The 24768-nt window shown below is 55.0% G+C and carries 19 protein-coding genes and 2 pseudogenes; 11 read left to right on the plus strand and 10 right to left on the minus strand.

From position 1 onward, the window contains the following. Positions 1–185 precede the first annotated feature (185 nt). Positions 186–740, plus strand: a complete 555-nt coding sequence (locus KRAC_RS55945) for a hypothetical protein (protein ID WP_040448518.1) — start codon at positions 186–188, stop codon at positions 738–740. 616 nt (positions 741–1356) lie between these two features. After that, positions 1357–1695 carry a DinB family protein gene (locus KRAC_RS55955; protein ID WP_075164660.1) on the plus strand — a complete coding sequence of 113 codons (339 nt, stop codon included), beginning with the start codon at positions 1357–1359 and terminating at the stop codon, positions 1693–1695. Between the two features lie 106 nt (positions 1696–1801). Here KRAC_RS55955 and KRAC_RS55960 read toward each other — a convergent pair whose 3' ends face one another. After that, positions 1802–2146, minus strand: coding sequence for an MFS transporter (locus tag KRAC_RS55960; protein WP_075164661.1), 345 nt, complete (start codon positions 2144–2146; stop codon positions 1802–1804). Positions 2147–2658: 512 nt separating this feature from the next. Between KRAC_RS55960 and ppsA the strand changes: the two genes are divergently transcribed. After that, positions 2659–5271 carry a phosphoenolpyruvate synthase gene (gene ppsA / locus KRAC_RS55965; RefSeq protein WP_007922328.1) on the plus strand — a complete coding sequence of 871 codons (2613 nt, stop codon included), beginning with the start codon at positions 2659–2661 and terminating at the stop codon, positions 5269–5271. 312 nt (positions 5272–5583) lie between these two features. Next, a pseudogene (locus KRAC_RS80610) lies at positions 5584–5709 on the plus strand (aromatic-ring hydroxylase C-terminal domain-containing protein); the annotation flags it as partial. 91 nt (positions 5710–5800) lie between these two features. Here KRAC_RS80610 and KRAC_RS73305 read toward each other — a convergent pair. Then, a complete protein-coding gene (locus tag KRAC_RS73305) occupies positions 5801–5953 on the minus strand; it encodes a hypothetical protein (protein ID WP_157508284.1) in 153 nt (50 codons plus the stop codon). Between the two features lie 123 nt (positions 5954–6076). Here KRAC_RS73305 and KRAC_RS73310 point away from each other — a divergent pair, with 123 nt between their 5' ends. The 3 genes from KRAC_RS73310 (at position 6077) to KRAC_RS55980 (ending at position 9429) form a co-directional block, all read left to right on the plus strand. Continuing rightward, positions 6077–6364: a hypothetical protein gene (locus KRAC_RS73310; protein ID WP_157508287.1), complete on the plus strand. Its 288-nt coding sequence runs from the start codon at positions 6077–6079 to the stop codon at positions 6362–6364. 344 nt (positions 6365–6708) lie between these two features. Further along, positions 6709–8094, plus strand: a complete 1386-nt coding sequence (locus KRAC_RS55975; protein WP_007922334.1) for an FAD-binding oxidoreductase — start codon at positions 6709–6711, stop codon at positions 8092–8094. A gap of 57 nt (positions 8095–8151) precedes the next feature. After that, on the plus strand, positions 8152–9429 hold the full coding sequence (locus tag KRAC_RS55980; RefSeq protein ID WP_007922336.1) for a hypothetical protein: 1278 nt from the start codon (positions 8152–8154) through the stop codon (positions 9427–9429). A gap of 222 nt (positions 9430–9651) precedes the next feature. Here KRAC_RS55980 and KRAC_RS55985 read toward each other — a convergent pair whose 3' ends face one another. After that, positions 9652–10743, minus strand: a complete 1092-nt coding sequence (locus tag KRAC_RS55985) for an SDR family oxidoreductase (RefSeq protein ID WP_007922338.1) — start codon at positions 10741–10743, stop codon at positions 9652–9654. A gap of 141 nt (positions 10744–10884) precedes the next feature. Between KRAC_RS55985 and KRAC_RS55990 the strand changes: the two genes are divergently transcribed. Beyond that, positions 10885–11280 (plus strand): winged helix-turn-helix transcriptional regulator, encoded by a 396-nt coding sequence (locus KRAC_RS55990; protein ID WP_007922341.1) that lies wholly within the window; start codon positions 10885–10887, stop codon positions 11278–11280. Positions 11281–11516: 236 nt separating this feature from the next. Here the strand turns inward: KRAC_RS55990 and KRAC_RS80615 are convergent, their stop codons facing one another. From KRAC_RS80615 to KRAC_RS56005, 4 genes and pseudogenes are all read right to left on the minus strand, one after another. Beyond that, the gene (locus KRAC_RS80615; RefSeq protein ID WP_083815253.1) at positions 11517–11666 is read right to left on the minus strand and encodes a DUF4113 domain-containing protein; all 150 of its coding nucleotides are present in this window, start codon (positions 11664–11666) and stop codon (positions 11517–11519) included. A gap of 94 nt (positions 11667–11760) precedes the next feature. Beyond that, positions 11761–12087 (minus strand): annotated as a pseudogene (locus tag KRAC_RS80620) (DinB/UmuC family translesion DNA polymerase); the annotation flags it as partial. Between the two features lie 58 nt (positions 12088–12145). Then, the gene (locus KRAC_RS56000; RefSeq protein ID WP_040448521.1) at positions 12146–12436 is read right to left on the minus strand and encodes a DNA polymerase Y subunit UmuC family protein; all 291 of its coding nucleotides are present in this window, start codon (positions 12434–12436) and stop codon (positions 12146–12148) included. A gap of 383 nt (positions 12437–12819) precedes the next feature. Continuing rightward, the gene (locus KRAC_RS56005; RefSeq protein ID WP_211221549.1) at positions 12820–13107 is read right to left on the minus strand and encodes an ArsR/SmtB family transcription factor; all 288 of its coding nucleotides are present in this window, start codon (positions 13105–13107) and stop codon (positions 12820–12822) included. Positions 13108–13501: 394 nt separating this feature from the next. Between KRAC_RS56005 and asnB the strand changes: the two genes are divergently transcribed. Further along, on the plus strand, positions 13502–15349 hold the full coding sequence (asnB, locus tag KRAC_RS56010) for an asparagine synthase (glutamine-hydrolyzing) (RefSeq protein WP_007922350.1): 1848 nt from the start codon (positions 13502–13504) through the stop codon (positions 15347–15349). Positions 15350–15803: 454 nt separating this feature from the next. Then, complete coding sequence (locus KRAC_RS56015) at positions 15804–16808, plus strand: zinc-dependent alcohol dehydrogenase family protein (RefSeq protein ID WP_007922352.1); 1005 nt, start codon at positions 15804–15806, stop codon at positions 16806–16808. 621 nt (positions 16809–17429) lie between these two features. On the opposite strand, the gene KRAC_RS56020 is transcribed toward KRAC_RS56015, so the two are convergent. Both KRAC_RS56020 and KRAC_RS56025 read right to left on the minus strand, forming a co-directional pair. Beyond that, positions 17430–18812, minus strand: coding sequence for an aldehyde dehydrogenase family protein (locus KRAC_RS56020; protein ID WP_007922353.1), 1383 nt, complete (start codon positions 18810–18812; stop codon positions 17430–17432). Continuing rightward, a complete protein-coding gene (locus KRAC_RS56025) occupies positions 18812–19909 on the minus strand; it encodes an acyl-CoA synthetase family protein (protein ID WP_007922354.1) in 1098 nt (365 codons plus the stop codon). The genes KRAC_RS56020 and KRAC_RS56025 overlap by 1 nt, the downstream gene beginning before the upstream one ends. A 288-nt stretch (positions 19910–20197) precedes the next feature. Here KRAC_RS56025 and KRAC_RS56035 point away from each other — a divergent pair, with 288 nt between their 5' ends. Next, positions 20198–22024: an ATP-binding protein gene (locus tag KRAC_RS56035; protein WP_007922355.1), complete on the plus strand. Its 1827-nt coding sequence runs from the start codon at positions 20198–20200 to the stop codon at positions 22022–22024. On the opposite strand, the gene KRAC_RS56040 is transcribed toward KRAC_RS56035, so the two are convergent. After that, entirely contained in the window at positions 22021–24414 is a 2394-nt protein-coding gene (locus KRAC_RS56040) for a glycoside hydrolase family 65 protein (protein ID WP_007922356.1), read from the minus strand. The two genes, KRAC_RS56035 and KRAC_RS56040, sit on opposite strands and share 4 nt — an antisense overlap. Positions 24415–24768 lie beyond the last annotated feature (354 nt).

The raw sequence follows: 24768 nt of genomic DNA on the forward strand, positions 1-24768 counted from the left end.
CTCGTAGTGCATCCTCCCGCCTAGTCCGCTGTTTGGTAAACAGGCGTAGGTTAAAGTGAGAAGGATAATCATTGCAATAGATGGTTATGCTTTGATCAACTATGATACCGAACCCAAGCATAGAGATTCAAACCTCTTCAGTAAGTCGGCCTTCTGTTCCTGCATGGTTTGCCGAAGTGGTCATCTTGTCCCAGCACCTTACCACCAAGGGACTTCTGGAAACCTTCTCGCATCAAGTCCAGTTAGTGCGCGGACGTTTCGGCAGCTATGAACCGATTGATTTTCTTGCGCTCCTGTTAGGGTATGCAATTAGTGGGGAACAAACATTGTCGGCTTTCTTTGAACGTGTCGCTACATTTGGAGCGGCCTTCATGGCCCTGTTTGGGCGTACGGAGCTGCCCCATCGTGCCACGCTCAGCCGTTTCCTGGCAAGCGTAGATCGTCCCTGCTTAGAAGCGTTTCGCAAGCTCTTCGAGCAAAACAGTTTCGCTGAAGGGTGGACCCCGGAGACGATCGGTGGTATTTGGGATCGGCAAGGTCGTCGCTACATCGTCTTTGACGTGGATGCCACACGCCAGGCGGCACGGCAGCGAGCCTTACCCTGTGATCCCATGTTACCTTCTCCTCGACGCCGACTTGATGCGGTCTGTGCATCAGGCTACACCGGGAGAAAACGGGGGGAGGTGCACACGTACGGTCGCTCTACAGATGCATACTCGTCAATCTCTCATCAAGTATGAGCGCTCAGCCGTTCTACGCCTAGAATACCGCAGGGCATGATTCCTGCTCGACGGCCTTTCTGGCTTTGCCAAAGCAAGACGGCGGATAGTGATAACGCAAGAATTTGATGGTGCTCAGAGATATGGAGAAGCGTGCGGCAAAGAGGTGTCAGGCATGGAACTGCGGCGAACGCATCGCCGATGTTCCCCATCCACCACACGCACCCGCAGATGGATGCCATCTTTTCCCCTGTCGTGGCAGCCGCATATTCGATCATTGTGCAAGCGATGACCTGCTCTCTCTCCTCCCTCTGGTCTCTCCCATCGTTTCCTCGCGCGAGTTGATACGATCGTGCTGTTTTTTCTCTCAGAAAAAAGCAAGGAATGCCTATCATGACAGAACATCAGCTTTCACTCCTCCCCTTCTACGCGGGTTGGGGTATCTACCAGCAGCGTCTTGTCGCGGCCATCGCGCCCCTTACAGGAAAGCAGCTTGCCTTGCGCAACACTGGTCGATTGGCATGTACGCGACGCATATTGTCGCAGATCGCGCCTGGTGGTTCCACGCACGGATGGGCGAGGGGAGCGCTGATCTTACTTCCCTCGAATTATGGGCTCTCGGAATCTGTGAGGGGGCGTGGATCCATGCCACCCGGCGGCAGAACTGGTTGCCGGACTGGAGAAGACCTGGCAGATGATCCAGAATACGCTTGCCCGCCTGACCCCTGCCGATCTTGAGCAGGTCTTCCCGCCTTTCGGCGAGGCGGAACGTGTGCGTCACGCGAAACTGGTAGAGCCTGCGCTCCAGCCATTCGCCCAGATGTGGTTGGATGCAGCGCGTCTGGCTGGAGTAGTGAGACCCGCAGTTTCGCTCCAGTGGATCATCTGGCATGTGCTCGAACATGACATCAATCACGGCAGCGAAATCTCCACCATTCTCGGCGTCCACGGCCTGCCAGTAGTCGAGTTGGATTAAGAACAGGAACGTCTTCAGTTCCCCTCTCTCATGGGTGGATATGTTGCGCATGATGCGGTCGCTTCAGCGACAAGGTCGCCCCTGTCGCTGAAGTGACATACCATGCTCACATGGTATGGGTGGCTCGCAAAATGAGCAGGGTGGCTGCCACGTTGCTCGCTTCAAAGGAACTGACGCCGAGCAACACCTGCCCTAACCGTCCACGCAGGAGCGGGCGAACGGTGATCTTGAGCTGGGTACGTTCCCGACTGGTCACGCGAGGGAGATGGCGAATGGCGTAGAGGATGGAAAGCGCTGCCAGCACGCCCGGAATGACCGAGAGGAGAATGGCAGTCCGCACGCCAACAAGCGAGACCAATCCAAGTGCCAGCAGCGGTCCTCCAATGGCCCCCAGATTGTCCATCATTCGCTCAAACCCGTAGGCGCGTCCGTAGACGGATGCCGGAACCATATCAGCTAGCAGCGCGTTGCGAGCGGGGTGGAAAGCAAAGCATCTGGCACGTTAGAATGATGCCGAACTACAAAGTGCGAGGAGGAGAAGGAGGCTGACAGATCGTCTGTCTCACGTACGCGAGAGCAAGGAACGGTATAGTTTCCGAAGCTCAAAAACGAGCCCATTTATTCTCACTTTAATTATATCACCTCCTGTCTATTCGTACACTGCCTTTTTGGACGATTTTTTTTTGCGTTCTTTCCCCTATACTCAGGCGGAAGCGACGCGCGTCTTTCGCACCTGCGGTGAAAGCTCTCCTTTAAGCAAAGATACCTCTTGTGTGTGTGCTGAAATCAGCACATGCTTCATCAGGCGTGTGCCAGACCCTTGTCGTGTGCGAAAGGGGGCCTTACGTGCCGTCACCGCTTAATGAGGCTGTACCAGGCTAGTACAATACTCCGGTAAATCGTTTTAGCCCGAAGGATGTCATCAAAATTATCAAAGAAGGAATTGCCCAAGGAGGTAAACATATGAGTTCCTATGTGCTTGGTTTTCAGGACATTGACAAAACAAAACTCATGGTTGTTGGGGGCAAAGGCGCGAACCTGGGGGAACTAGCCAAGATTGAAGGAATACGCGTACCAGATGGCTTTTGTCTTTCTACTGAAGCCTTTAAAAGAATCATCGGGGAAACGTCGTCGATTAACGAATTACTTGATCAGTTATCGCTTCTAAAGGTGGAAGACCGGGATAAAATCGGTGAACTGAGCGGTGAGATTCGCAGGGTCATCGAAGGGATAGCCATCCCTGCCGACATTCATGAAGAGATCGCCCGCCTCCTCTCCAGGCTTGATGAAAAAAATGCCTATGCAGTACGATCCAGCGCAACTGTAGAGGATTTACCAGCGGCTTCCTTTGCAGGCCAGCAGGATACGTATTTGAACATTATCGGAAAGGAAGCAATCCTAAAGCATATCAGCAAGTGCTGGGCATCGCTATTTACCGAGAGGGCAGTAACTTACCGCCTTCAAAACGGCTTCGACCACCGTAAAGTCCATCTGTCTGTGGTTGTTCAGAAGATGGTCTTCCCGCAGGCGGCAGGAATTTTGTTTACTACCGATCCCGTCACTTCTAATAGGAAGGTGTTATCCATTGATGCTGGCTTCGGACTTGGTGAGGCTTTGGTCTCCGGCCTGGTGAATGCTGATATCTATAAAGTGCGTAACGGCGAGATTATCGAGAAGAAGATATCCACCAAGAAGCTGGCTATTTATGCCTTAAAAGATGGCGGTACGAAAGAACAGGAGATTGAGCCAGAGAGGCAGAATAGGCAAGCGCTGACGGATGAGCAGATTTTGCAGCTTGAGCGCATGGGCAGAAAGATCGAAGAACATTTCGGTTGCCCCCAGGACATCGAATGGTGTTTGGTTGATGATACATTTTCTATTGTCCAGAGCCGGCCAATCACTACTTTGTTCCCCATCCCTGAAGCAAATGATCAGGAAAATCACGTTTATATATCTGTTGGTCATCAACAAATGATGACCGACCCCATGAAACCATTGGGAATCTCTTTCTGGCAGCTAACGGCTGCACGCCCCATGTTTACAGCTGGGGGAAGGTTGTTTGTTGATATTACACAGGATCTGGCTTCACCAGCCAGAAGAGCAATTGTAGTAGATGTCCTGGGAAAAGATCCGCTTATAAAAGACGCACTCATGACTATCTTAGGGCGGGGAGATTTTATCAAATCTCTACCGGATGATAAGCAGGAACAGATTCCCGGTAAAAGCAATCAAGGTTCGTCGCTTGCGGATTATAAAACACTAAACGAATACGATCCGGCAATCGTTTCTGATTTGATCAAGCGTAGTGAAACATCAATAGAAGAACTAAAACAAAACATCCAAACGAAATCAGGATCGGATCTGATTGATTTTATTTTGGAAGACATTCAGCAATTAAAGAAGAGTTTATCTGGTCCGCAAGGTTTTGGTGTGATTATGACTGCTATGAATGCTTCATCATGGATCAATGAAAAAATGAAGGAGTGGTTAGGTGAAAAAAACGTGGCAGACACGCTTTCTCAATCTGTACCCAACAATATCACTTCGGAAATGGGTTTGGCGCTGTTGGATGTTGCAGATGTGATTCGCCCTTATCCAGAAGTAATTGAGTACTTGCAGCATGCAAAAGATGACAACTTTCTGGATGAACTGGTTCAGTTTGATGGTGGACAGGAAACCCAAGACGCTATCTATGCTTTTCTTAACAAATACGGAATGCGATGTGCCGGAGAAATCGATATTACGAAAACTCGTTGGAGTGAAAAACCAACGACACTTGTCCCCCTGATTCTCAGTAACATCAAAAACTTTGAGCCTGGTGCCAGCACTCGGAAATTTGAGCAAGGGCGTCAGGAAGCATTGAAAAAAGAACAAGAGTTATTAGATCGATTGAGGCAACTACCGGATGGTGAACAAAAAGCCAAAGAGACAAAACGAATGATCAGTCTCATCCGGAATTTCATAGGGTATCGTGAATATCCAAAATACGGCATGGTTCATCGCTACTTCGTTTATAAGCAGGCTTTACTGAAAGAAGCCGAACAACTCGTACAAGCCAACGTTCTTCATGAAAAAGAAGATATCTACTCTCTCACTTTTCAAGAACTTCGCGAAGTCGTACGCACAAAGAAACTGGATTACCAGATCATCAGCAAACGAAAAGATGAGTACACATTCTATGAAAAACTCACTCCCCCACGTGTTCTCACGTCTGATGGTGAAATCATTGCAGGTGAGTACAAACGAGAACATCTCCCAGCCGAAGCTCTTGTAGGTCTCCCTGTTTCTTCCGGAGTTATAGAGGGACGAGCACGTGTCATCTTACACATAGAAGATGCTGATCTAGAAGAGGGAGATATATTAGTCACCTCCTTTACTGACCCGAGTTGGACACCATTGTTTGTCTCCATACAAGGCCTCGTCACCGAAGTTGGTGGGCTGATGACCCATGGAGCAGTTATCGCACGTGAATATGGCTTACCAGCAGTTGTCGGAGTGGAAAGTGCTACCAAACTGATAAAAGATGGGCAACGAATTCGCGTGAATGGAACAGAAGGCTATGTAGAAATCTTCTAATGGGGAAGATGTTGTTTTCTCGCCTTTGGAACTAAATAAAAGATGAAAGCTAGGAAGGCGGCCCAATCAGGGTCGCTTTCTCAGATGGAAAAAAGTAATTATATGAGTCAATTTCATAATGTTCAATAGCTAAAGATTAGTCCTCCAGAATTTTGCATAACACTTTTTGGAAAATTCAAGCAGCAATATGTTTAGATTTGTTCAATCGGTACATGACACGGTTGCTTCCAACCAACCTATATTGTTCACATAAACTGGACAATATTTACTGTTACTTTGCCCCTGGTGTCATGGATGCTGGTACTACCCCATGTCAGCGAGGAACTGGACGTGCCTGCGGTGCTGCTGCGACCGGACGGCCACGTGGCGTGGGTCGGTGAAGATCTGCAGGATCTGCGCACCATGCTGCCAAAGTGGTTCGGCGCTGCCGTTAGCTGAACGCGCAGGTGTGGCCCGAAAGGGTGGGGGCTTGTGACGACCCGCCTCATGAAGCTGTCCTGAATCTCTGTTCGCAGCAGGTACGGAAAGGCTAGCGCGGGCCTACAAGGATGAGCACATCTTCCACGGGATACCAGCGCCCCCAGCCGCGTATGAGTGCCAGAAGCTGCCCCTTTCTCCGGCGAATGCCCACCACCTGGCCTATGGGACAACTGACGCTGGTATCCCCCTGAACGCCTGGCACCAGATCGCGGCTTTAATCCGACGGACATCTGTTGACCATTGCATGAGACATTCCTCCTTCCTCTGAGCCTCTCCCGATCTCTGAGGGCGTGAGTACAAACAACGGAGGATAGGGTGCAGGCGGATGGAAAAACGTTGCCAGATCAACCAGAAGGTCTGTGGCCAGTTCGAGCGCGCATGTCACGTGATAGACGATTTGCTTTGTATCGTCGCCCATGACGAGCGGGTACGCAGCAAGGGGCTGGGAACAGGAGACACACTGCTCCCCCAGGCTTGCGATGGAGGCTCGGCGGAGTTGGCTATCATTCACCATGAGCATGGATGCTCTCCTACACTCATCCCTATTCGATCACGCGGTCCTTATCGGATCGCGCTTGTTATGAATGAGTGTAGGAAATGGTTTGGTGGTTGACAAGTCCCTGTGCCAGTTTGAAAGCTCCATCGGCGTAAAGCATGTTATGTCCAGGCTCTGCGAAAAAAACGGCTGCATGGCAATCTTAGCGTGAGGCAAGCGTGAAACTGTCTCTTGTTCTCCTTACAATGAGCGTAGCTCAAGGCAAGATTGCCATGCAGCCGTTTTTTTCGCAGATTCTTGTCGCTTAACACAATGAAGGTAAGCGTGACCAAACTGCTTTTCCCATTATTCATTCCCTAAAATGCCCTCTATTCGGCGTCCTCATATTAAGGGCACCGTCATCTTTATCGTTCTCTACAGCAGGATACGGTTGAAAACAAGAAGAGGTGAAAGGAAAAAGCATGACAACTACTCGTGGAGAGAGCCATTCCTTTTTTGATGATCTCGATGCACTCCTTGCTGGCTCTCTCGTCCTCCCTGAGGACCCAACCTATGATCAAGTGCGCCAACTCTGGAATGGGAGGGTCAATACACATCCAGCAGTGCTCGTTCGCTGTGCGGATGCGCAAGACGTCGTTCACGCTGTTAGTTGGGCTCGTACGCATGGGTTTGCGCTCTCTGTTCATGGTGGTGGGCATGATTTTGCGGGACGAGGGCTGCGCGAAGATGGAGTCGTGATCGATTGCTCGCAGATGAGAGCCGTCACCATCGATCCAGAGACGCATACCGCCAGGATCCAGGCTGGAGCAACAGTGGACGATCTTATTGGCGCATCCCAGCAGTATGGGCTTGCGATGACCACAGGTATCGTCTCAAGCGTCGGGATGGCCGGGCTCACATTGGGGGGTGGCTATGGTCCTCTAATGAGCAAATATGGCCTGGTTACTGATAACCTGCTGTCAGCGCAAGTGGTCACAGTGGATGGGCAACTCGTGACGGCAAGTGCAACGGAGCATGCGGACCTCTTTTGGGGACTGCGCGGTGGAGGTGGCAACTTTGGAGTGATGGTGTCGTTGGAGTATCGTCTCCATCCCGTCACAATGGTATTGGCTGGCTTGCTGCTCTATCCTTTGGATCAAGCCAGAGAGGTATTACGTTTTTATGACCAGTTCATCAAAACCTCTCCCGACGAACTGACAATTCAGGCTGGCTTCCTCAAGATGCCAGATGGCATGACTGTGCTATTTCTCCATCCCGTGTATTGTGGTCCGCTCGAAGAAGGAGAGCGAGTACTCAAACAACTGCGCACCTTTGTCACACCTCTAGTCGATCAAATCCAGCCAGTCATGTATTATGATCTCGTTCACGCGTTGGATGCACCGATGCCCAAGGGCCGTTACTACTTCATCCAGACACAATCGCTGGATGGTCTGTGTGCCGAGACGGTTGAGGCGCTCATCGAGTGCGCGCAGCAGTTTTCTTCTCCGTTTTCTGCCATCTCGCTCCATCACTTTCATGGTGCTGCAAGCCGCGTGGCAGTTTCCGAGACCGCCTTTGCGCTGCGCCAAGATCATCTGTTGGTCGAAATCATCGCGGCATGGGAGCCACAATCTCCAGAAGAGGATCAGAGGCATTTGCAATGGGCGCAGGGAGGCTCGCGTGCCCTTGCGCCGTATGCACTGAAGGGAGGGTATGTCAATTTGTTGGATGAGGGTGAACAGGAGCGCGTTCCGCTTGCCTTCGGACCTAACTATGAGCGTTTGCTTAAACTCAAGCGCATGTATGACCCTGACGATGTTTTCCATTCTACGATTGGGCATGTCAAACCAACAGCCTCTCAAGAGTAGCACTATGTAAGGCCTTTTTTTAAGAGGGCTATGACTAAGAAAGGAGCAGGCAAAAAAATGGCTCTGCAGCAAGATGCATCATCAGGGCGATGGGATGCGCAGAAAAGTCCCTGGCGCCGCGAGATCAGGATTCTTCTGGCCTCCGCTATGATTATCTTCCTTCTTACCGTAGGTATTGGCATCCTCAATGGGCAGCGCATTGTGACCCTCGATCATAATGTACTGCTGACCCATGTCCATGCCGGGACGCTTGGCTGGATCACACTTAGCGTGTTCGTGATCAGCCTTTTTCTTTTCGGTGAAGGCGCAGGAGGAGGGAAGGCTTTTGTCCGCTGGCTCTGTATCTTTACCGCTATATCCATCCCACTGTATATACTGGCCTTTTGGAGTAGCAGCATACCGGGTTTCTCGGGCAGTTATTTTGCCCGGGCAGCCCTGGGAGTTCTTGTGCTTCTGGCCATCCTGGGCTATTTGGGTTGGGTAATTGCCAGAAGTAGTAAAATACGTCTCGGTGTGGCGCAACTGGCTGTGCTAGGAGCGCTGGTGACGCTGCTGCTGGCGGGTCTGGTTGGGGTGCTGCTTCAGTTTCAGTTTGCCTTCAATAGCCTCTTTCCCCAGCTGGGTGACGAGATCGCTACGCATGCGGGGACGATGACTGCTGGCTATCTTGTGCTCATCGGCATGGCGCTCTCTGAATGGAGTCTGATGCCGGAGCGCAGGCGGATTTCCTGGTTAGGCCTGGTCCAGATCACGCTCTTCTTCCTGACTGGCCTGGCCCTTGGTGCGAGCTTCCTTTTCTCGCTTATGCCGCTCCAATCGGTCAACCTGCTTTTCTCCGTCATTGGTGTGTTGATTTACATCGTACGTTTTGCCCCTCCTCTGCTGCGTCTCAACTGGCTTGGACACAACAGCGGACGTTTCTTTGCCATGAGCGTACTCTTCGTTGTTTTCAACATTGGCCTGACCGTCTACTTGATCGCTAATCTCATTAGCGGTACTATCCATAATCCAGCAACTGATGCGCCGGGGCTACTCCTCGCGCTCGATCACTCGATCTTCGTCGGCGTCATGACCAATGCCATCTTTGGCCTCCTCCACGCGACGACGCAGGAACGCCGCTTGTTGTGGCCCTGGGCTGAGGATATCCTCTTCTGGGGTATGAACATTGGGCTGTCCGGCTTCCTCTTTGCCTTGATCTCTGAGATGCGTGACCTGGAGAGGATCTTCACGCCTATTATGGGTCTGAGCATTCTGCTGGGCCTGCTCCTCTTTGCTCTGCGTATGCGCAGCTCTTCTGTCGAGGCGCCGGTCGGAGCGAAAGACGTTGCCATCTAATCCTACAGTTGCCAATGACTGGTGTATCTGAGGAATTCCCGCAACGTGTTCCACAGGACCAGGATTTGGCCTAAGTACAATCACACAACTTTTTTTTGCATTGAGTGCCCTTGATAAACGGGATTCATCCCGAAAACTTTGCGTGATTGTACTTAGCATGTGTTTTCGCTCACCTCCATTGGCTCAATGAAGACAGTATGGCCGGCTTACAGCATGACCAGCTTAGGGAATGACCTTGCGACGACGAAAATCCTCGAAAATATTCAAGAACATCACTTCCGTGTCAATGTATTCGTGGAAGCCGAAGCGACGGGCTTTTGAACCGTCGGCAAACATGTCGTAGTCCCAGGAGAAGACGAAATCGCCGAAGCCCCAGGACACTACCCTTTGGTAGGGGTGGGGAGCAAGTCCATACTTCTCGATCATGGCATTCCAGAGCGGCTCCTTGTCAGCCATGACGACATCAAGCGACATCTGCAGCGGCGGGGCCACCTCAAGCTCAAAGAAACGCGCGATCTTCGGCCACATCTCGTCCCAGCGAAACAGATCCCCGTTGTTGATGTTGAAGGCCTGGTTGGAGCAGCGCTCGTCGGTGGCTGCCCAGACGGTTGCCCGCGCCAGCAGGCCCGCGTCGGTCATTTCCAGCAGTTTATCGTACGCGCCCGGCTTGCCTGGGAAACGCAACGGCAACCCCAGTTCCTTCGAGATAGCAGCGTAGACCGCGATCACCGCAGCCAGGTTCATTGGATTGCCCAGCGCGAAGCCGCCGACCACAGACGGGCGGATCGCTGACCAGCCCCAGGTTTTGCCTCTTTGCCGCTGCTCAAGGAAGGCTTGCTGATCGACGTTGAACTCAGGCGGCATATGGGGGGCATCGCTCTCGCGAGCCGGCGTCTTGAACGGACCCAGGTGCGCGCCATAGACCTTGTAGCCCTGCATCAGGCTAACATGCTGCAAATCGGGCGCGATTGGCTCGACTGCCTCGATCACATTGACGAGCATGGCAAGATTGGGCGGAACTAGCTCGGCCCAGGTTGGCCGGTCCTGGTACGCGGCATAGAAAATGTGCGTCACCTGAGTGAGGCAGCTCAACTTCTCCCGGCAGTCGTCTCGATCAAGCAGATCAACCGTCACATACCGAATCCGGCTTGTGGGCGCTCCGTCGCGTCGCGCTAAACCGATGACATCCCAATCGTCTAGCGCTGTCAGGTAATCGACGAGATTGCGGCCAATGACTCCTTGCGCTCCGACAACCAGAGCCACCTTGCTCGTTTGTTTGTTTTTTCTGGTAATGAACATATCTTGCGGTATCATCACATAAAATCCTTTTCTATGGTCCATACTGATATTATTTGCCTTTGTGTTCTCACTATAAACGCCCATGGGAAACCTTACAAGTACGCACTTTGAAGTAACCGAGAAGCGCCTGGAAGGAAACTATGTTATACTGGAGGTATGGAAAGGACACTGCCAAGATCTTCAGTCCATAGCGTGCTGATGGCCCGCTGCTATTCGCGGGAAGTACTCGATCTGATTGCCGACAAGTGGACAGCCCTCATCTTTGCCCTGTTGGAAAAACAGCCCACGCGCTTCAATGAGTTACAGCGTGCGATCGAAGGGATCTCCCACAAGATGCTCACGCAAACGCTGCGCAATTTGGAGCGCAAGGGAATTGTAGAACGCAAGGTAACGCCGACGATTCCGCCTGCCGTCGAATATTCACTCTCTCCGCTGGGAACCACCCTCATCCCGCTGATGGCTGCCCTGCGACAGTGGGCAGAAGAACATATGGAGGCGGTTGAACAAGCCCTTCAGGCATATGAAGAGAAGGAAGAAAAAGCGGATTATTGAGGTTGAATCATGCTAAGAAGGATCTCTATTCGTTCTGCAGACGCAACGCAGATTCAACGAACAATGGCAGAAATATGACCCCAAAGCGGGAGTGGGCTGGAGCTTTTCTGGGGTCCGATGGTCCAAGTACGATGGAGGTACAATCAATGTCTCCTTGCAGTACCTTACCTACTCTCAACGCTCAGGTCTTTCCGCTTTTCACTCAGATTCCGTTTCTCAATTCAGAGATTGGCAGCCTAGAATAGCGAAGAACACGCTGTCAAATGGCCCAATTTTGCAGGAATCCTTGCACTATCCCATCTAGTGGTAAAGCGCTTTGACCGCCGCTCCTGCCGCATATACCAGGTCCTTTGCGCCCCCTGCGACCCAAAGCTCAAACGTCTCACGCCCCCATTGCTCGTTGATCGAGTCCACCAGGTCCATCACCTGTGCCTGTCGCGCATATGCCTCCTGCGTCACCATGCCAAAGAGGTCCCTCTGGAACACCTCCTGCGAACTCAACTCCGTAACATACACCCCTGCCCGCTTATACCGATACCCAGGGGCATAGATCGTTCCCAGAAGCGCCAGCGCGAGATCCAGCACATCCGGCGTAAACGAGCTCGCATACGGAAGTTTGGCTGACGCCTCATTCGCATACTGCGCAGTGTGTCGATCCCAGGAATTAGTCTGGATGAACACGCTTACTCGCCTGACGCGTGACCCTTGTCTCATCACTTTCTCCATCACCGCCACCGCATACGTTGCCAACGCTTCCTCCAACTCCTTCCTCACTTCGATCTCCCTCCCAAACGAGAGCGCCACCATCCTTCCTTCCCGTGGCTGAGGCCTCACCTCCAGGAGCTGGCACGAGATCCCCCGGAGCTCAAAGCACCACCCGCTGCACTCCTACATTCATAGCGTGACGTATCCATGCGTGATCTGCCTCCTTCAACCCTCGCGCACTCACAATCCCCACGCGCCGTAACCGCTCCCCCAGGCGCTTGCCTATTCCCCAGACATCTTCGATAGCAAGCCCTTTCAGCCACGCATCCACTTCTGATTCTGGCCAGGACACCAGGCTCACCACACCCTCAAATATCTCATGCTGCTTCGCCAACTCCGTCGCGACCTTACTCAAGACCTTCGTTGTCACAAGCCCCACCGAGACGACCACACCCACCTCCCTATACACACGTGTAGAAGTTGACTTTGCACTGGAGTGGAAGTGGTGCTGTTTTGGAGTAGCGGGGAAGAATCGCACAATTTGGCTTTTTTTTCAATGTGTATAACGAATTTGAGCATAACGAAAAGGGCATTTTGCACCTATGGGAAATGAACATGCTCATTGCGTATTTACCGCAGAGGACGAAAAAAGCACGAATATCTTCAGCAATTGCTTCTGGGTGTTCCCATTCGGGGAAGTGGCAACCCGCAGGCAAATCTTTCCAGTGATCATACTTTCAGAAGCGATCGGGCTAGAGGCCTTTCCTCCATTCATGACGCATGAGCCACCGAGATCGTCTGAAGAGTAGTATGCCAAACATGAGAGAGAAACCGTTACTTCTGCTGATAGGTCAGAAGTATTTTCTCCAGTAGCCCAGGGAAGCGTATCTCCAAATCCTCTCGACGTAGCGTAACCTGCATCCGTCTTCCTTGTGGCACCATTCGTACCAACCCAGCTTCACGCAACGCCTTAAAATGAAACGAAAGCGTTGACTTTGCCACGGCTTCGCCGACGAGAAAGTCATGACATGCCATCTTTTCCTCCGACTCGCTCGCCTGAGCCAGCTCTGCCACCATTTGTAAGCGTACTGGATCACCCAGAGCATACAAGATCGTTGGCAAGGAAAGATCCTCGCGTGATGGATGAACAAGAAATCTCATGCTTGACAGTATAGCACCTTCTCCGTTACACTTCAATTGTTCAATAATATTGAACAATTGAACAATTAGCTATGTATATTAGGAGGAAGCGCGGGAGCATGAGCTTTCACGTGTTCCCACAACTGGCTTTTTGAGGAGGAGGAGGAGGTAGGCCCAGGAGAGAAACGTCATGCATTGACGCTCTCCTCTCAAAAGCTGTCAATGTACAACGTAATGACGAATGAAGCGAGATAGGGAGTGGTTTTCCCAGGTTCTGAATAGCCAATTCCTAGCCATTCGCGCCGATTTCCTCGGTGTCACATTAAAATCGGTTGAAGTTTCAACTTATTTACCACCTGGAAAGTGAGTTTCTTTTATGTGTGGTATCACTGGATGGATCGATTGGGAACGGGACCTCTCGGAGCAGCAAGCGGTGCTGGAGGAGATGGCCTGTACATTAAAAGAGCGTGGGCCAGATCGCGAGGGCTACTGGCTCTCTCCCCGCGCCGCACTGGCGCACCGCCGCCTGATCGTTATTGATCCCATTGGCGGTACACAACCCATGCTCTTTACCCAGGGTGGACAGACCTATGCCCTGACTTATAATGGTGAGATCTATAACTTCCGCGAGTTACGCGAGGAGCTGCGCACACGCGATCATGTCTTTCGCACGCATTCCGATACCGAGGTGCTGCTGCATGCCTATGTCGAGTGGGGCGAGGATTGCGTTAATCACTTTAATGGTATCTTCGCCTTTGCTATCTGGGACGAGGCGCGTCAGCGGCTCTTCATCGCCCGCGACCACCTGGGGGTCAAGCCACTCTTCTACGCCCAGGTAAGCAGCACCATCGTCTTTGGTTCAGAGATCAAGGCTCTGCTAGCGCACCCGCTGATCAAGCCTGTACTGGATGACGAGGGCATGAAGGCCATCTTTGTCTCAATCTTTCTGTCCGGTGGCGGCATCTTCCGCGATATTCAGGAGCTGCGCCCGGGTCACTGCGCGACCTTCACACGTGAGCGCACGCATGTTCGCCCCTACTGGCAGTTGGTCAGCAGGCCCCATACCGATGACCTGGAAACGACTGCCGGGTATATCCGCTCGCTCCTCAAGGATACCGTCAAGCGCCAGCTCATCGCTGATGTACCCGTGGTGACGCTCCTCTCCGGCGGGCTGGACTCCAGTGGCGTGACTTCCCTGGCGGCTCGCGAGTTTCAGCGGGAAAACCAGGTGCTCAACACCTATGCCATCAATTACGTCGATAGAGAAGAGCCTTTTGAGGGAAGTGCCTTTCGTCCAAGCATCGACCGTCCCTATGCCGAACAGGTAGCGCGCTACCTGCCGACCAATCACCATGACGTCGTGGTCTCCACTGAGGAGCTACTCGAGAACCTGCTTGTGCCGATGCGCGCCCACGACCGGCCTAAGATGGGGCAGATCGAGACCTCGCTCTACCTGCTCTTCAAGGCGATCAAGCAAAACGCGACGGTGGCGCTCTCGGGCGAGTCGGCCGACGAGATCTTCGGCGGCTATCCCTGGTTCCACCAGGAGCATGTGCTCAATACGCCGACCTTCCCCTGGATCGCCGCGCGCATGAATCCCAGGAGTGATACTCAAGTTATGAATACAGGAACGCCCTTCGTCTCTCCAGCTCTGGCGCAGGAACTCCATCCACGCGAGCACATTCAGCGCCTCTATCAGGAGGCGCTGGCCGAGGTCCCGCGCCTGGAGGGTGAGTCTCCACGTGACGCCCGCATCCGCGAGATCTTCTACCTGAATATGACGCGCTTTTTGCCCCTGCTGCTGGACCGCAAAGACCGCATGAGCATGGCAACTGGCCTGGAGGTACGCGTCCCTTTCTGCGATCACCGCCTGGTGCAGTATGTCTGGAATATCCCCTGGGAGATGAAGACCGTCGATACTATCGAGAAGGGCATCCTACGCCGCGCCTTTAGCGGATTGCTCCCCGAGGAGGTGCGTATGCGTCGTAAGAGCGCGTATCCTACCTCGTACGATCCAGCCTATACCCAGGCTGTGCGCCGCTCGACGCTGGAGATTCTCAATAATGCCAATGCGCCCGTAAACGCCTTTGTCAATGGAGCGTTTCTCCGCCAGCTCGCGGAGCATCCCGATGAGAACCGGCGGGGCGAAAGCGCCTACTTCCTCTTCGACTACCTGATCCAGACCAATGCCTGGCTGCAAGAGTATCACGTCGTAACGACTTAAATAAAATGAGGAGGCCTCCCATGCCAGTTCATCCTCCTCGCGCAATACAGAAGAGGGGGACCCTGCGCTATTACCTGGAAATTCACCGGGCGCTCTGGCACAGCCTCGCCACGACCTGGAAGGCAGCGTTGGACTAGCAAGAGCCGCCAAATCACGTCATGTTCTTTCAATATGCTCGACAAGAGAAAGAGCGATCGTTCGGAATGCAGCCCAGCAGATCCGTGTCAAGGGGTCAATGGCGTCGGCATCGTGGATCTGATGGGGAAAGCTGGGAGCAATTGGTGCCATCGCCTCATGCCCACAATTGCTTGGGACAGCCAGAAAAAGTCGTGGCTACGATAACACGTCTCACCAGCCCAAGTAGTATCCTCGCACCAGCAAAACCCTTACGGTCAGTAAGGCCCGCTGGCGTCATTGATATCGAGAACCATAGAGAACAAAGGAGCGTAGAAAGATGAAAGCGATTCGATTCAATCAATATGGTGAGCCTGCAAAGGTTCTTGAGATAAGAGAGTATCCTCTCCCAGAACCTGGGGAAGGAGAAGCACGCGTTCGTATCCTGGCCAGCCCCGTGAACCCGTCTGACTTGCTGTTTGTGCGCGGACACTATGCAGGCGTTCAACCACAATTTCCCTCACCCGTCGGATTTGAAGGGGTTGGCGTGGTAGATGCTCTGGGTCCACAGGTGCATCATCTCGTTCCTGGACAGCGCGTCGCGGTTCTTAATGGGAGAGGGGGCAACTGGGCGGAATACGTCGTTTTGCCGGCTCCCTTTCTGATTCCAGTACCCGACGATATTCCTGATGAACAGGTAGCCACCTTCTTTATCAACCCGGCCTCCGCTATTCTCATGCTTCGTCACATCCTGGCTGTTCCTCAAGGCGAATGGCTGCTCCAATCGGCAGCCGGGTCCGAACTGGGGCGCATGATCATCAGGCTGGCGAAACACGATGGAGTCCGCACACTGAACGTTGTTCGCCGACGCGAAGCAGTGGCTGAACTGGAACAACTGGGGGCCGATGCCGTGATTGTGTCCACCGAGGGGCCCATTGACGAGCAAGTCCGCAGGATCGTCGGCCCACAGGGCGTCAAGTACGCCATCGATCCAGTGGTCGGAGAAACGGGAACCCAGATATTTCAGGCCCTCGGCGACGATAGCAGAATGCTGGTGTATGGCTCCCTGACGGGTGAGCCCATCCGCGTGGGAGCTGATCCGCGCTTCATTCTGGCAGGGCGCCGCATCCTGGAAGTGTTCTGGCTCGGTTACTGGTTTACCAAAGGACTTGATGCAACAGCCCGACAGCAGCTGGTCCAGGACGTTGTCACGCTCAAGCGCGAGGGTATTCTCCTGACCTCGGCGGTACGGAGATTCTCCCTCGACGAGATCGGTACAGCCGTCGCGTACGCGGAATCAATGGGCAGGCAGGAGAAGGCGCTCCTCGTGCCTGAAAAGCACTAGGCCATGGAGCCAAGGAGGAGGCAGCGTCCCGCCGTCAATATGTTCCCCGTTGGAAACGCCGTCTCCTCCCGTTACGCTCTGAAAGAGAGGTCCAACAGCTGATGTTGGACCTCTCTTTCGGCATAGTTCCCTTCGGCCAATGTCCACTGCTGTAGAAGTTGACTTTGCACTGGAGTGGAAGCGATGCTGTTTTGGAGTGGCAGGAAAGCAAAATGAGAAGTGAACTTTTGGTTCTATAACCATATTGGCTCTCGCACCAAGAAGTCAAGCATCTTTCCCCCTTATTCAAGGAAAAGATGCTTGACTTCGTCTGCTTTATGCTTATCCACGTCCCTTGGGAGCGAAAGAGGACCCACATTCACTCCGTCTTTTCTCGCTCTCACTGCTTATCCAGGTCCTCACGTGAAGAGGAAGCGAACATGCGCACGCAATCAGGCGGAAGCACGAGGTAGGGCTGAAGAACCTGCACCAACGGGAGCTGTGCGAACTGAGCACAGTTAATTTCCACCGTCAGGTGGGCTGTGTCGCTCCCTGGACGGCCACACGATCATCCATGCGTCTTTCCCTCCTTTCCCATCCATCGTTCTCTTGATCGCGGGCGCGCTGACCAGTCCATGTGTCTCAGTCGCGGATGACGGCTTTAGCGCGCATCAAGAACTCGCCGAGATAGCCATCATGTGGGATACCTGGCGCCATCCAGTACGTCGGGTGGTTGCCGATATAGAGGTTCTTGATCGTCGTATCTGCGAGCAGTTCGTCGAGCAGCTTCTCGTCCCGGGTGACCGCCGTGAGCACCAGGGTATTTTTGAGAGGAGCGATCCCAGCCTCCCGCGTCCACGGCGCAACCCACACACATGGGAAGGCCAGTTCGATGTTCGCCTGCTCCGCAAAGGGATTGCCTAGTTGGTGTACGGCGGGCCGCAGCACCGCGCTGCCATCCCCCAGTTCGTCTACGACCCCATCGCCGCCCAGGTAGGCCCGAGTCCCAGCGGCTTTGTCCAGCAGGTAGCGCTCGATCTTCTTCGCGGCCTCCAGGGAGTAGGCGGGCAGGACCGCCTGCTCGTTTTCCGGCGGCAGGCTTGGAATCGTCGCGAGCCGCTCGGCGATGGCCTGTGCGGCCGGCGCCGGGTCGCCCTCTACAAACACTGCCGTGGTGTTGATGCAGGCCGTCCCGCCCATATTGCTGATCGAGGCGACGATTATGTCGAGGGAGGAGCGCCAGTCCGAGTCGGCTGTGACCAGGATCTTCGACCGACCAGGCCCGTTGGGCAGGACGGTGGGGTTTGCGGCGTACTTCTCGATGACTTCCTGCCCCCCATAGACCATACTCAGATCGGCCTGGCGCAAGATCTCGTCGGCAGCGTCATAATCGGTAGGCAGCAGGACCACCTGATCATCTCCGAACCCGCAGGCCCGCAGCGCTTGAATCAATCGATACGGGGTGAGCGGTTCCCGCCGCGAGGGCCGGACGGCCACGCGGTAGCCCAGGGCCAGGGGCTCCAGCCATAGACTGTGCACACCAGGTTCGTTGCCTGGCGCATGCACCGCGAAGACGTTCCCACGCCGGATCCAGACTGCCGTGCCCTCACGAGCCTGCGGGTCACGCCAGTCGTTCACCGCGCCGATGGGCCGGGCTTGCTGCGCGCTCCAGTACGCCTTGGCAGCATAGTGGGCAACGGCCTCCACGGCTCCGCGCACGATGGATAGTGGTGTGCCAGACATGCGACTCACCATATACTGGTACTCAGTAGAGGACATGCCATCGACCTCTCCCGTTGCGAACAGCTTCCCAGCCCTGCTGAGGGCGGTCAGGCGGTCCTCCAGGGGGAGAGTCTGCGCTTTATGCAGCGCGGCCATGGCCCGCGTGACGAACAATCTGGGCACCAGGCTCAGTTCGGCCAGCGGGTGGCCCGCGACATCCGTGACGGTCAACCGGTTATGTGCCCGGTACGCCCCTTTGGGTCCCAGCGCATCTATGCAGAGCAGTTGACTGAGTACACTCATCAGTACACCCCCTCGATCACGGCTTCGTTGCCAAACTGCGCGACGGGAGCCACGTCGGCCACCGAGTCGCCTACCTGACCCGCCGGGGGTTCGATCCGGGTGGCCAGGTCGCGCTCCAGGTTGTTAGGGAGCAGCATGTTCTTGCTGATGTGGTTCATCACGACCTGGCCTCGCTCGCCATAGCCTACCCTGCGGCCGGTGGCAGGGTCGATGACGGTGAAGGTGATGAAGGGCGAGGGGGAATCGTAGATGCGGGGATCGTCGTCAGTGAGGCCCACGCGCTCGGGGATCCCGCCAAGAATCATCGTGCTTCCATATGCCCCCATGAGCTTCACGCTGGGAAAGACCTCAGTCCGAAACAGATGGCGAGTGTCGGTATCCATGTGCGCCCCGGCCCACAGGATTCCCTTCACCTTCTGGTTGATCAGTTCCACCAGATCGTCGTGTTGGGCGATGCGCTCCAACAGAGGTGGCGTGGTCATGAGGACGCCGATGTCCTGGCTGTGCAGTAGGAACGAAGCCTGCTCGACGAGGTGCTCGACGTACGCGCGGGCCTCCTCGCTTTTGCCGGCGGCGATGAGCTTCTTGACCCAGCGCGGGTCCATGTCGATCATGAACGCGAGACCACCGCGTGTAGTAGCGTGCAATCTGGCGACCTCGCCGACCATATGAGGCCCTCTCGGGAGGAGGGCAAGCCAGTTCACATTTCGTGGGAACTTGTGTGCGTCTAGCTGCGTGTCCATCCATGCTCCCATTTTGTCCGCCCAGTCACGCAGGATGACCACACGCTTGGGAGTGCCGGTTGTGCCCCCGCTTTCGGGGACGCCAACGACATCGGGGTGCGACCCGTATCCTCTGGGGATAAGGTCTTCCGCCCGGACGTCACGCAGTTCATCGACGATATTGGGGAAGAGTGCCAGGTCCTCCATACGTTTGACGTCTTTGCGCGGATCGAAGGGCAACGACTTTGCCCGCTTCAGCCAGTATGGCGAGCCGGTCTCCGGATTGAAATGCCACTCCATGGCGGCATGAAGAAACTCCTGGGGGTCTATCCTGGCATCAAGTGGGAGATCCAGGAGAGCTTGCGATGCGATCATATGAGACTACCTCCATTCCTGACCGACGTTATCGATCAGGTGATCAGAGTGTTTCACCTTCAATAACTTTTGGAAGAGTCCCTTCAGTAATATTCTATACATATGCCAATAGATCGGATCAGCCGATTTTTTCGCCGGTGCTATCATGAAGAGAGTCAGGGAAGGGCTATTTGAACTTGATGAGCAGGCCATCTCTTCCATTGCGGCGGAGGATGATCGTCTGTCTCTCATCTCGCGTCTTTTTCTTACTCGTCGCCTATGCACTCACGTCCACAAAGGAGGGACAAGATGGGTCAGAACGCGCCGCAACCAGTACCATCAGCATCGCAAAAATCGATGGCGTTACGGCACCTCGAAGCGTATTTTGCCTCCCTTCCCAATGCCATCATGGTGTGGGACCGGGCAGGCAAGCTCCTCTTCCTGAATGCAGCGGCGCTGACACTCTTTGATGCCCAGCCTTCAGCCTCCTGGTTGGGCACCTCCGCTCAGCAGTTTCTCCAGCGCTATGAATGGTATGACGAACAGCAACGACCGTTCTCTTTTCCCCCTTGGTTGCTGGACCTGACCACCTTCAAGGAAGAAACCGCGTCCTTTCCCTACGAGCAAACCCTTGTCCTTGCTCATCCTTCCCAGCACCAGGCGTGCCTCGAACTGCGCTGTTCACTGGTGTTTGACGGCGAGCCTCAGCCAACAGGCGTGCTCGCGTCCTTTCAGGTGGTGGCTTCCCGCTATCAAAAGGCCCTTCACATCCAGCGGGTCTACGAAGCGTTGATGACCTTGAACGAAGCCATCGCGCAGGTTCCTGAGCAATTCCAGGGAGCGTCCTCTAAGGAAACCTTTCTCCTTTCCCCGCCGGTGCTCTTTGTCGACCAACAGCTCGTGGACGTCATTCGTCAGGTCCTGGAGTGCTGGTGCGTGAGCATGATCGCCCTTTGCGCTTCGGCCCCTTATGTGGCGTACGTGGTGGGCAGCGGTTTCACCGCCGAGCAAGAACACCTCTTCCGGGCGTTGAGTGAGAGCTTTCACCTCGCTGACTTTTTTGACGAAACCGTGCTTGCTCGTCTCCAGGCCTATCAGGACGTGGTTCTCGCACCAGGTTGCTTCCGCATTCCGATCGGGTATCCTGAAGAGTTTAGGAACGCGATCCTCCTGGTGCTTCCCATATTCTGGAAGCAGAATCTGGTTGGGATGCTTGTGATCCACAAACACCAGCGGGAGGGTGAGTATACCCAGGAGGAGATTGATCTCATCAGAACGGTCGCCGAGCACGTCCGGCTGTTCATTGAATGTTTGGGCTCCTTGCAAACGTACTTGGGGAAACAGGCCAGAGAATTGGTCATGCCCGAAGTGAATCGGCTGCTCAACGACTTCCTGCGGCTTGCCAGCCATGAACTGCGCACCCCGCTGACGGGGATTAAGGGCAATCTGCAGTTAGCACAGCGCCGCTTAGAGCGGTTAAAGAGCGAGCTCGCCCAGCAGGCTGAGCGCACGAGTGCGCAGCTTGAACGGGCCCGGCAGTCGCTCGAATCTGCCGAGCAGAGCGTCCGGCTGCAAGAGCGCATGGTGCAGGATATGATCGATGACGCGCGTATCCAGGCTGGTCAGCTGGATCTCACGCTTGCTCTCTGTGATCTACTCGTGCTGGTCAAACAGGCGATGGCAAAGCAGCAGGAATCTATGCCCGAACGAGCGATCAAGCTCGAGATCCTGACTCCCGAACCCACCATCCCTGTCATGGCCGATGCCGGGCGGATCACCCAGGTACTCGCCATCTACCTGGCCACTGCCCTCGCTTCTTCCCCGGTGGAGCAGCCCGTGACCCTTCAAGTGCAAGAAGAGGAGCAGATGGCCCGCGTCTCGGTTCACGACGAAGGAGCAGGCATCCCTCTTGAAGAGCAGGTTCGCCTCTGGGATCGCTTCTATCGGGGAAAGGGCAGCTCCGTTCAGCAGGAACTGGATTTGAGTGGAGGGTTACGCTTCTACCTGTGCCGGGCACTCCTCGAACGTCATCACGGCACGGTTGGGGTTGAAAGCACCCCTGGTCAGGGAACGACCTTCTGGTTGACCTTACCACTTGCACGACCTGCGAGAGCGTCAATAGAATCACCACCCTAGCTGTTGTGATGGGGCGGCTCTGTTGTTCCGTTGGAAAGGGAGCGGGCAGTCCGTTTCAGCGGGGCGCGCCCGGGTGGTTGCTTCGGCCGTGGCCCTGCCTGGATCCGTGGCGTGGGCCGGATGACGGCTTCCTGGGTGGAAAGGGTGATGTTCTCGCTCTCATGCCAGACCGCCAGCGGCTCGCCTTCCAGAAGCGCATACCTGACCTCGGTCGCCGTGATGTCCACACCGATGCGACGGTTGCGGAACACCACGTGGAAGGCGATCCGGGTGATCCCCTCTGGCAGCCTGGGGGCAAACGCGAGTGAATCGCCGCGCAGGCGCAGTCCTCCGAAGCCAGCGACCAGGGCAGTCCAGGTTCCCAGCAGCGACGCGATATGGAGACCGTTGCACGTGTTTTGCGCCAGATCATAGAGATCCAGAAACGCAGTCTCGGCGAGATAGTCATACGCAAGCTGCAGGTGACCCACCTCCGCCGCGATGACGGCCTGCGTCGCTGCTGAGAGCGAGGAATCGCGGACGGTCAGCGGCTCGTAGTAGGCGAAGTTGCGCGCCTTCTGCTCGGGAGAAAAGGCATCCCCTCGCAGGTGCATGGCCAGGACGAGATCGGCCTGTTTGACCACCTGCTTGCGATAGAGGTCAAAATACGGAACGTGCAGGAACAACGGGTACTGCTCTGGTGTGGTATCCGCGAAGTTCCATCGCTTGTACGAGGTAAAGGCGTCATCCTGAGGGGTAACCTGGAGATCCTGGTCATAGGGGATGAGCATCTTCTCAGCGGCCTCGCTCCAACTGGCCATCTCGTCCGCGTCTACCCCGAGAGCGCGGGCCACCTGAGGATGGCGCCTGGCTGCTTCTGCCGCGGCGCGTAAGTTCTGCTGGGCCAGCAGATTGGTATAGACGTTGTTGTTCGCCAGGGCGCTATACTCGTCGGGGCCAGTGACGCCATCGATGCGGAACTGCCCATGGGCATCGAGGAAGCCGAGCGAGTGCCACAAGCGCGCGGTTTCGACGAGTAATTCCAGGCCCACCTCCTGCTCGAACGCGCGATCGTCGGTGCATGCGACGTAAAAGGCCACCGCGTACGCGATATCCGCGTTAATATGAAACGCGGCCGTCCCCGCTGGCCAGTAACTCGAACACTCCTCGCCATGAATCGTTCGCCAGGGAAAAGCGGCGCCGCGCAGCCCGAGCTGGCGAGCACGTTCCCTGGCCAGCGGGAGGGTCGAGTGACGCCAGCGCAGGGCGTCGGCGGCAGCGGAAGGGACGGTCAGGGTCACAGAAGGCAGGACAAAGATCTCGGTGTCCCAAAAGGTGTGCCCATCATAGCCGGGTCCGGTCAATCCCTTTGCTGGGATCGGGTGCTGCTCTCCTCGGCGGCACGCCTGGAGCGTGTGGAACAGCGCGAAGCGCACGGCTTCCTGAAGCTCCGCATCGCCTTCAATCTCGATACCTGCATTCTTCCAGAACTCGTGCAAAAAGTCACGCTGCTCCGCGAGCAGCCCCTCCCAGCCCGTGGAGCGGGCAGCGGTGAGCGCGGCGATGAGCTGATCGTGGATGGCTGATTGCGAGCGCCGGCTCGACCAGCCATAGGCGAGAAACTTGATGATCCGCAGTCGCTCACCTGGCCGCAACCGCACGCTGACGGAGACGCGGGCGATGTTCGGGATACTCTCCGCTTCCATCGTCGTCCCCTCCGGCCCCTCGACCAGATGATCCATCGCCGCGCCGATACGCAGGCGGCTGGCCCGGGTGTGATGGATCAGGAGTCCACGCAGGTTCTGAACCCTATGCTCCTCGCTTTCAAGGGGGGCCAGGGAAACGGTGCCCGCTCGCGGATCTGTGCCGGCATCCGGCAGCGCCTCATTCGCCACGAGCTCCGATTGCACTACGATGTGCACAGGATCCTCAAGCGGCTCAACTTCATAGCTGATCGCCGCGATGGCCCGCTGGGTAAAGGAAACCAGGCGGATCGACGACACCTTGACCGAGCGGCCGGTCGGAGAGATCCACTTGGCGGTCCGGCGCAGGACCCCTTCGCGCAGGTCGAGTTCCCGCTCATGGCTTTGAAGCCGACCATACCGGATGTCAAACGGGGTATCATCGACCAGGAGGCGGATGATTTTGCCATCGGTCACGTTGATGATCGTCTGCCCAGATTCAGGATAGCCATAGGCTCCTTCTGGATACGGCAGGGGATGGAGTTCATACAACGCATTGAGATAGGTGCCGGGAAGACCACACGGCTCTCCTTCATCCAGGTTGCCACGCAACCCGATGTGTCCGTTGGAGAGGGCGAATACCGACTCGGTCTGTGCCAGCACATCAAGATTGAGTTCCCTCTCGTGAATGGTCCATGCTTCGACGGCGAGAGCCGGTTGTGTGATCATCGGTCGTTTCTCCCTTTGACTCCAGGAAGGGACGAATTGGGGCAGAGTCATATGCGAGGACTTCTTCCCCATGAAAGCGAAAGACTTTTGGCGCCAGAAACACACACCGCCCAGAGTTCTGACAGCGTGTCAGATCCACCACAACCCTCATGTCAACGCTCCTTCATACCCTACTATTTCTGATCCACCTCCGTGGATGAGAGGCTCCTTCATAGTATGAACCCAGGAACAAAAATCAACCAAAAACTGAGAGCCAGGTTATGGGTCAATGTAGCGCTGTGTTTCATCTCAGCGCTACATTAAGGATGTATTCGCATAATCTAGAAAGATGATTGATGAGAGATGTTGAGAGAG

It is taken from the genome of Ktedonobacter racemifer DSM 44963 (genome assembly GCF_000178855.1).
Taxonomy (GTDB): domain Bacteria; phylum Chloroflexota; class Ktedonobacteria; order Ktedonobacterales; family Ktedonobacteraceae; genus Ktedonobacter; species Ktedonobacter racemifer.

What these genes read in the sequence shown, in the direction of transcription:
- KRAC_RS55960 (WP_075164661.1), bottom strand. Translation starts at nt 2,146, where the DNA reads ATGGTTCCGGCATCCGTCTACGGACGCGCCTACGGGTTTGAGCGAATG.
- ppsA (WP_007922328.1), top strand. Translation starts at nt 2,659, where the DNA reads ATGAGTTCCTATGTGCTTGGTTTTCAGGACATTGACAAAACAAAACTC.
- KRAC_RS73310 (WP_157508287.1), top strand. Translation starts at nt 6,077, where the DNA reads ATGGAAAAACGTTGCCAGATCAACCAGAAGGTCTGTGGCCAGTTCGAG.
- KRAC_RS55975 (WP_007922334.1), top strand. Translation starts at nt 6,709, where the DNA reads ATGACAACTACTCGTGGAGAGAGCCATTCCTTTTTTGATGATCTCGAT.
- KRAC_RS55980 (WP_007922336.1), top strand. Translation starts at nt 8,152, where the DNA reads ATGGCTCTGCAGCAAGATGCATCATCAGGGCGATGGGATGCGCAGAAA.
- KRAC_RS55985 (WP_007922338.1), bottom strand. Translation starts at nt 10,743, where the DNA reads ATGATACCGCAAGATATGTTCATTACCAGAAAAAACAAACAAACGAGC.
- KRAC_RS55990 (WP_007922341.1), top strand. Translation starts at nt 10,885, where the DNA reads ATGGAAAGGACACTGCCAAGATCTTCAGTCCATAGCGTGCTGATGGCC.
- asnB (WP_007922350.1), top strand. Translation starts at nt 13,502, where the DNA reads ATGTGTGGTATCACTGGATGGATCGATTGGGAACGGGACCTCTCGGAG.
- KRAC_RS56015 (WP_007922352.1), top strand. Translation starts at nt 15,804, where the DNA reads ATGAAAGCGATTCGATTCAATCAATATGGTGAGCCTGCAAAGGTTCTT.
- KRAC_RS56020 (WP_007922353.1), bottom strand. Translation starts at nt 18,812, where the DNA reads ATGAGTGTACTCAGTCAACTGCTCTGCATAGATGCGCTGGGACCCAAA.
- KRAC_RS56025 (WP_007922354.1), bottom strand. Translation starts at nt 19,909, where the DNA reads ATGATCGCATCGCAAGCTCTCCTGGATCTCCCACTTGATGCCAGGATA.
- KRAC_RS56035 (WP_007922355.1), top strand. Translation starts at nt 20,198, where the DNA reads ATGGGTCAGAACGCGCCGCAACCAGTACCATCAGCATCGCAAAAATCG.
- KRAC_RS56040 (WP_007922356.1), bottom strand. Translation starts at nt 24,414, where the DNA reads ATGATCACACAACCGGCTCTCGCCGTCGAAGCATGGACCATTCACGAG.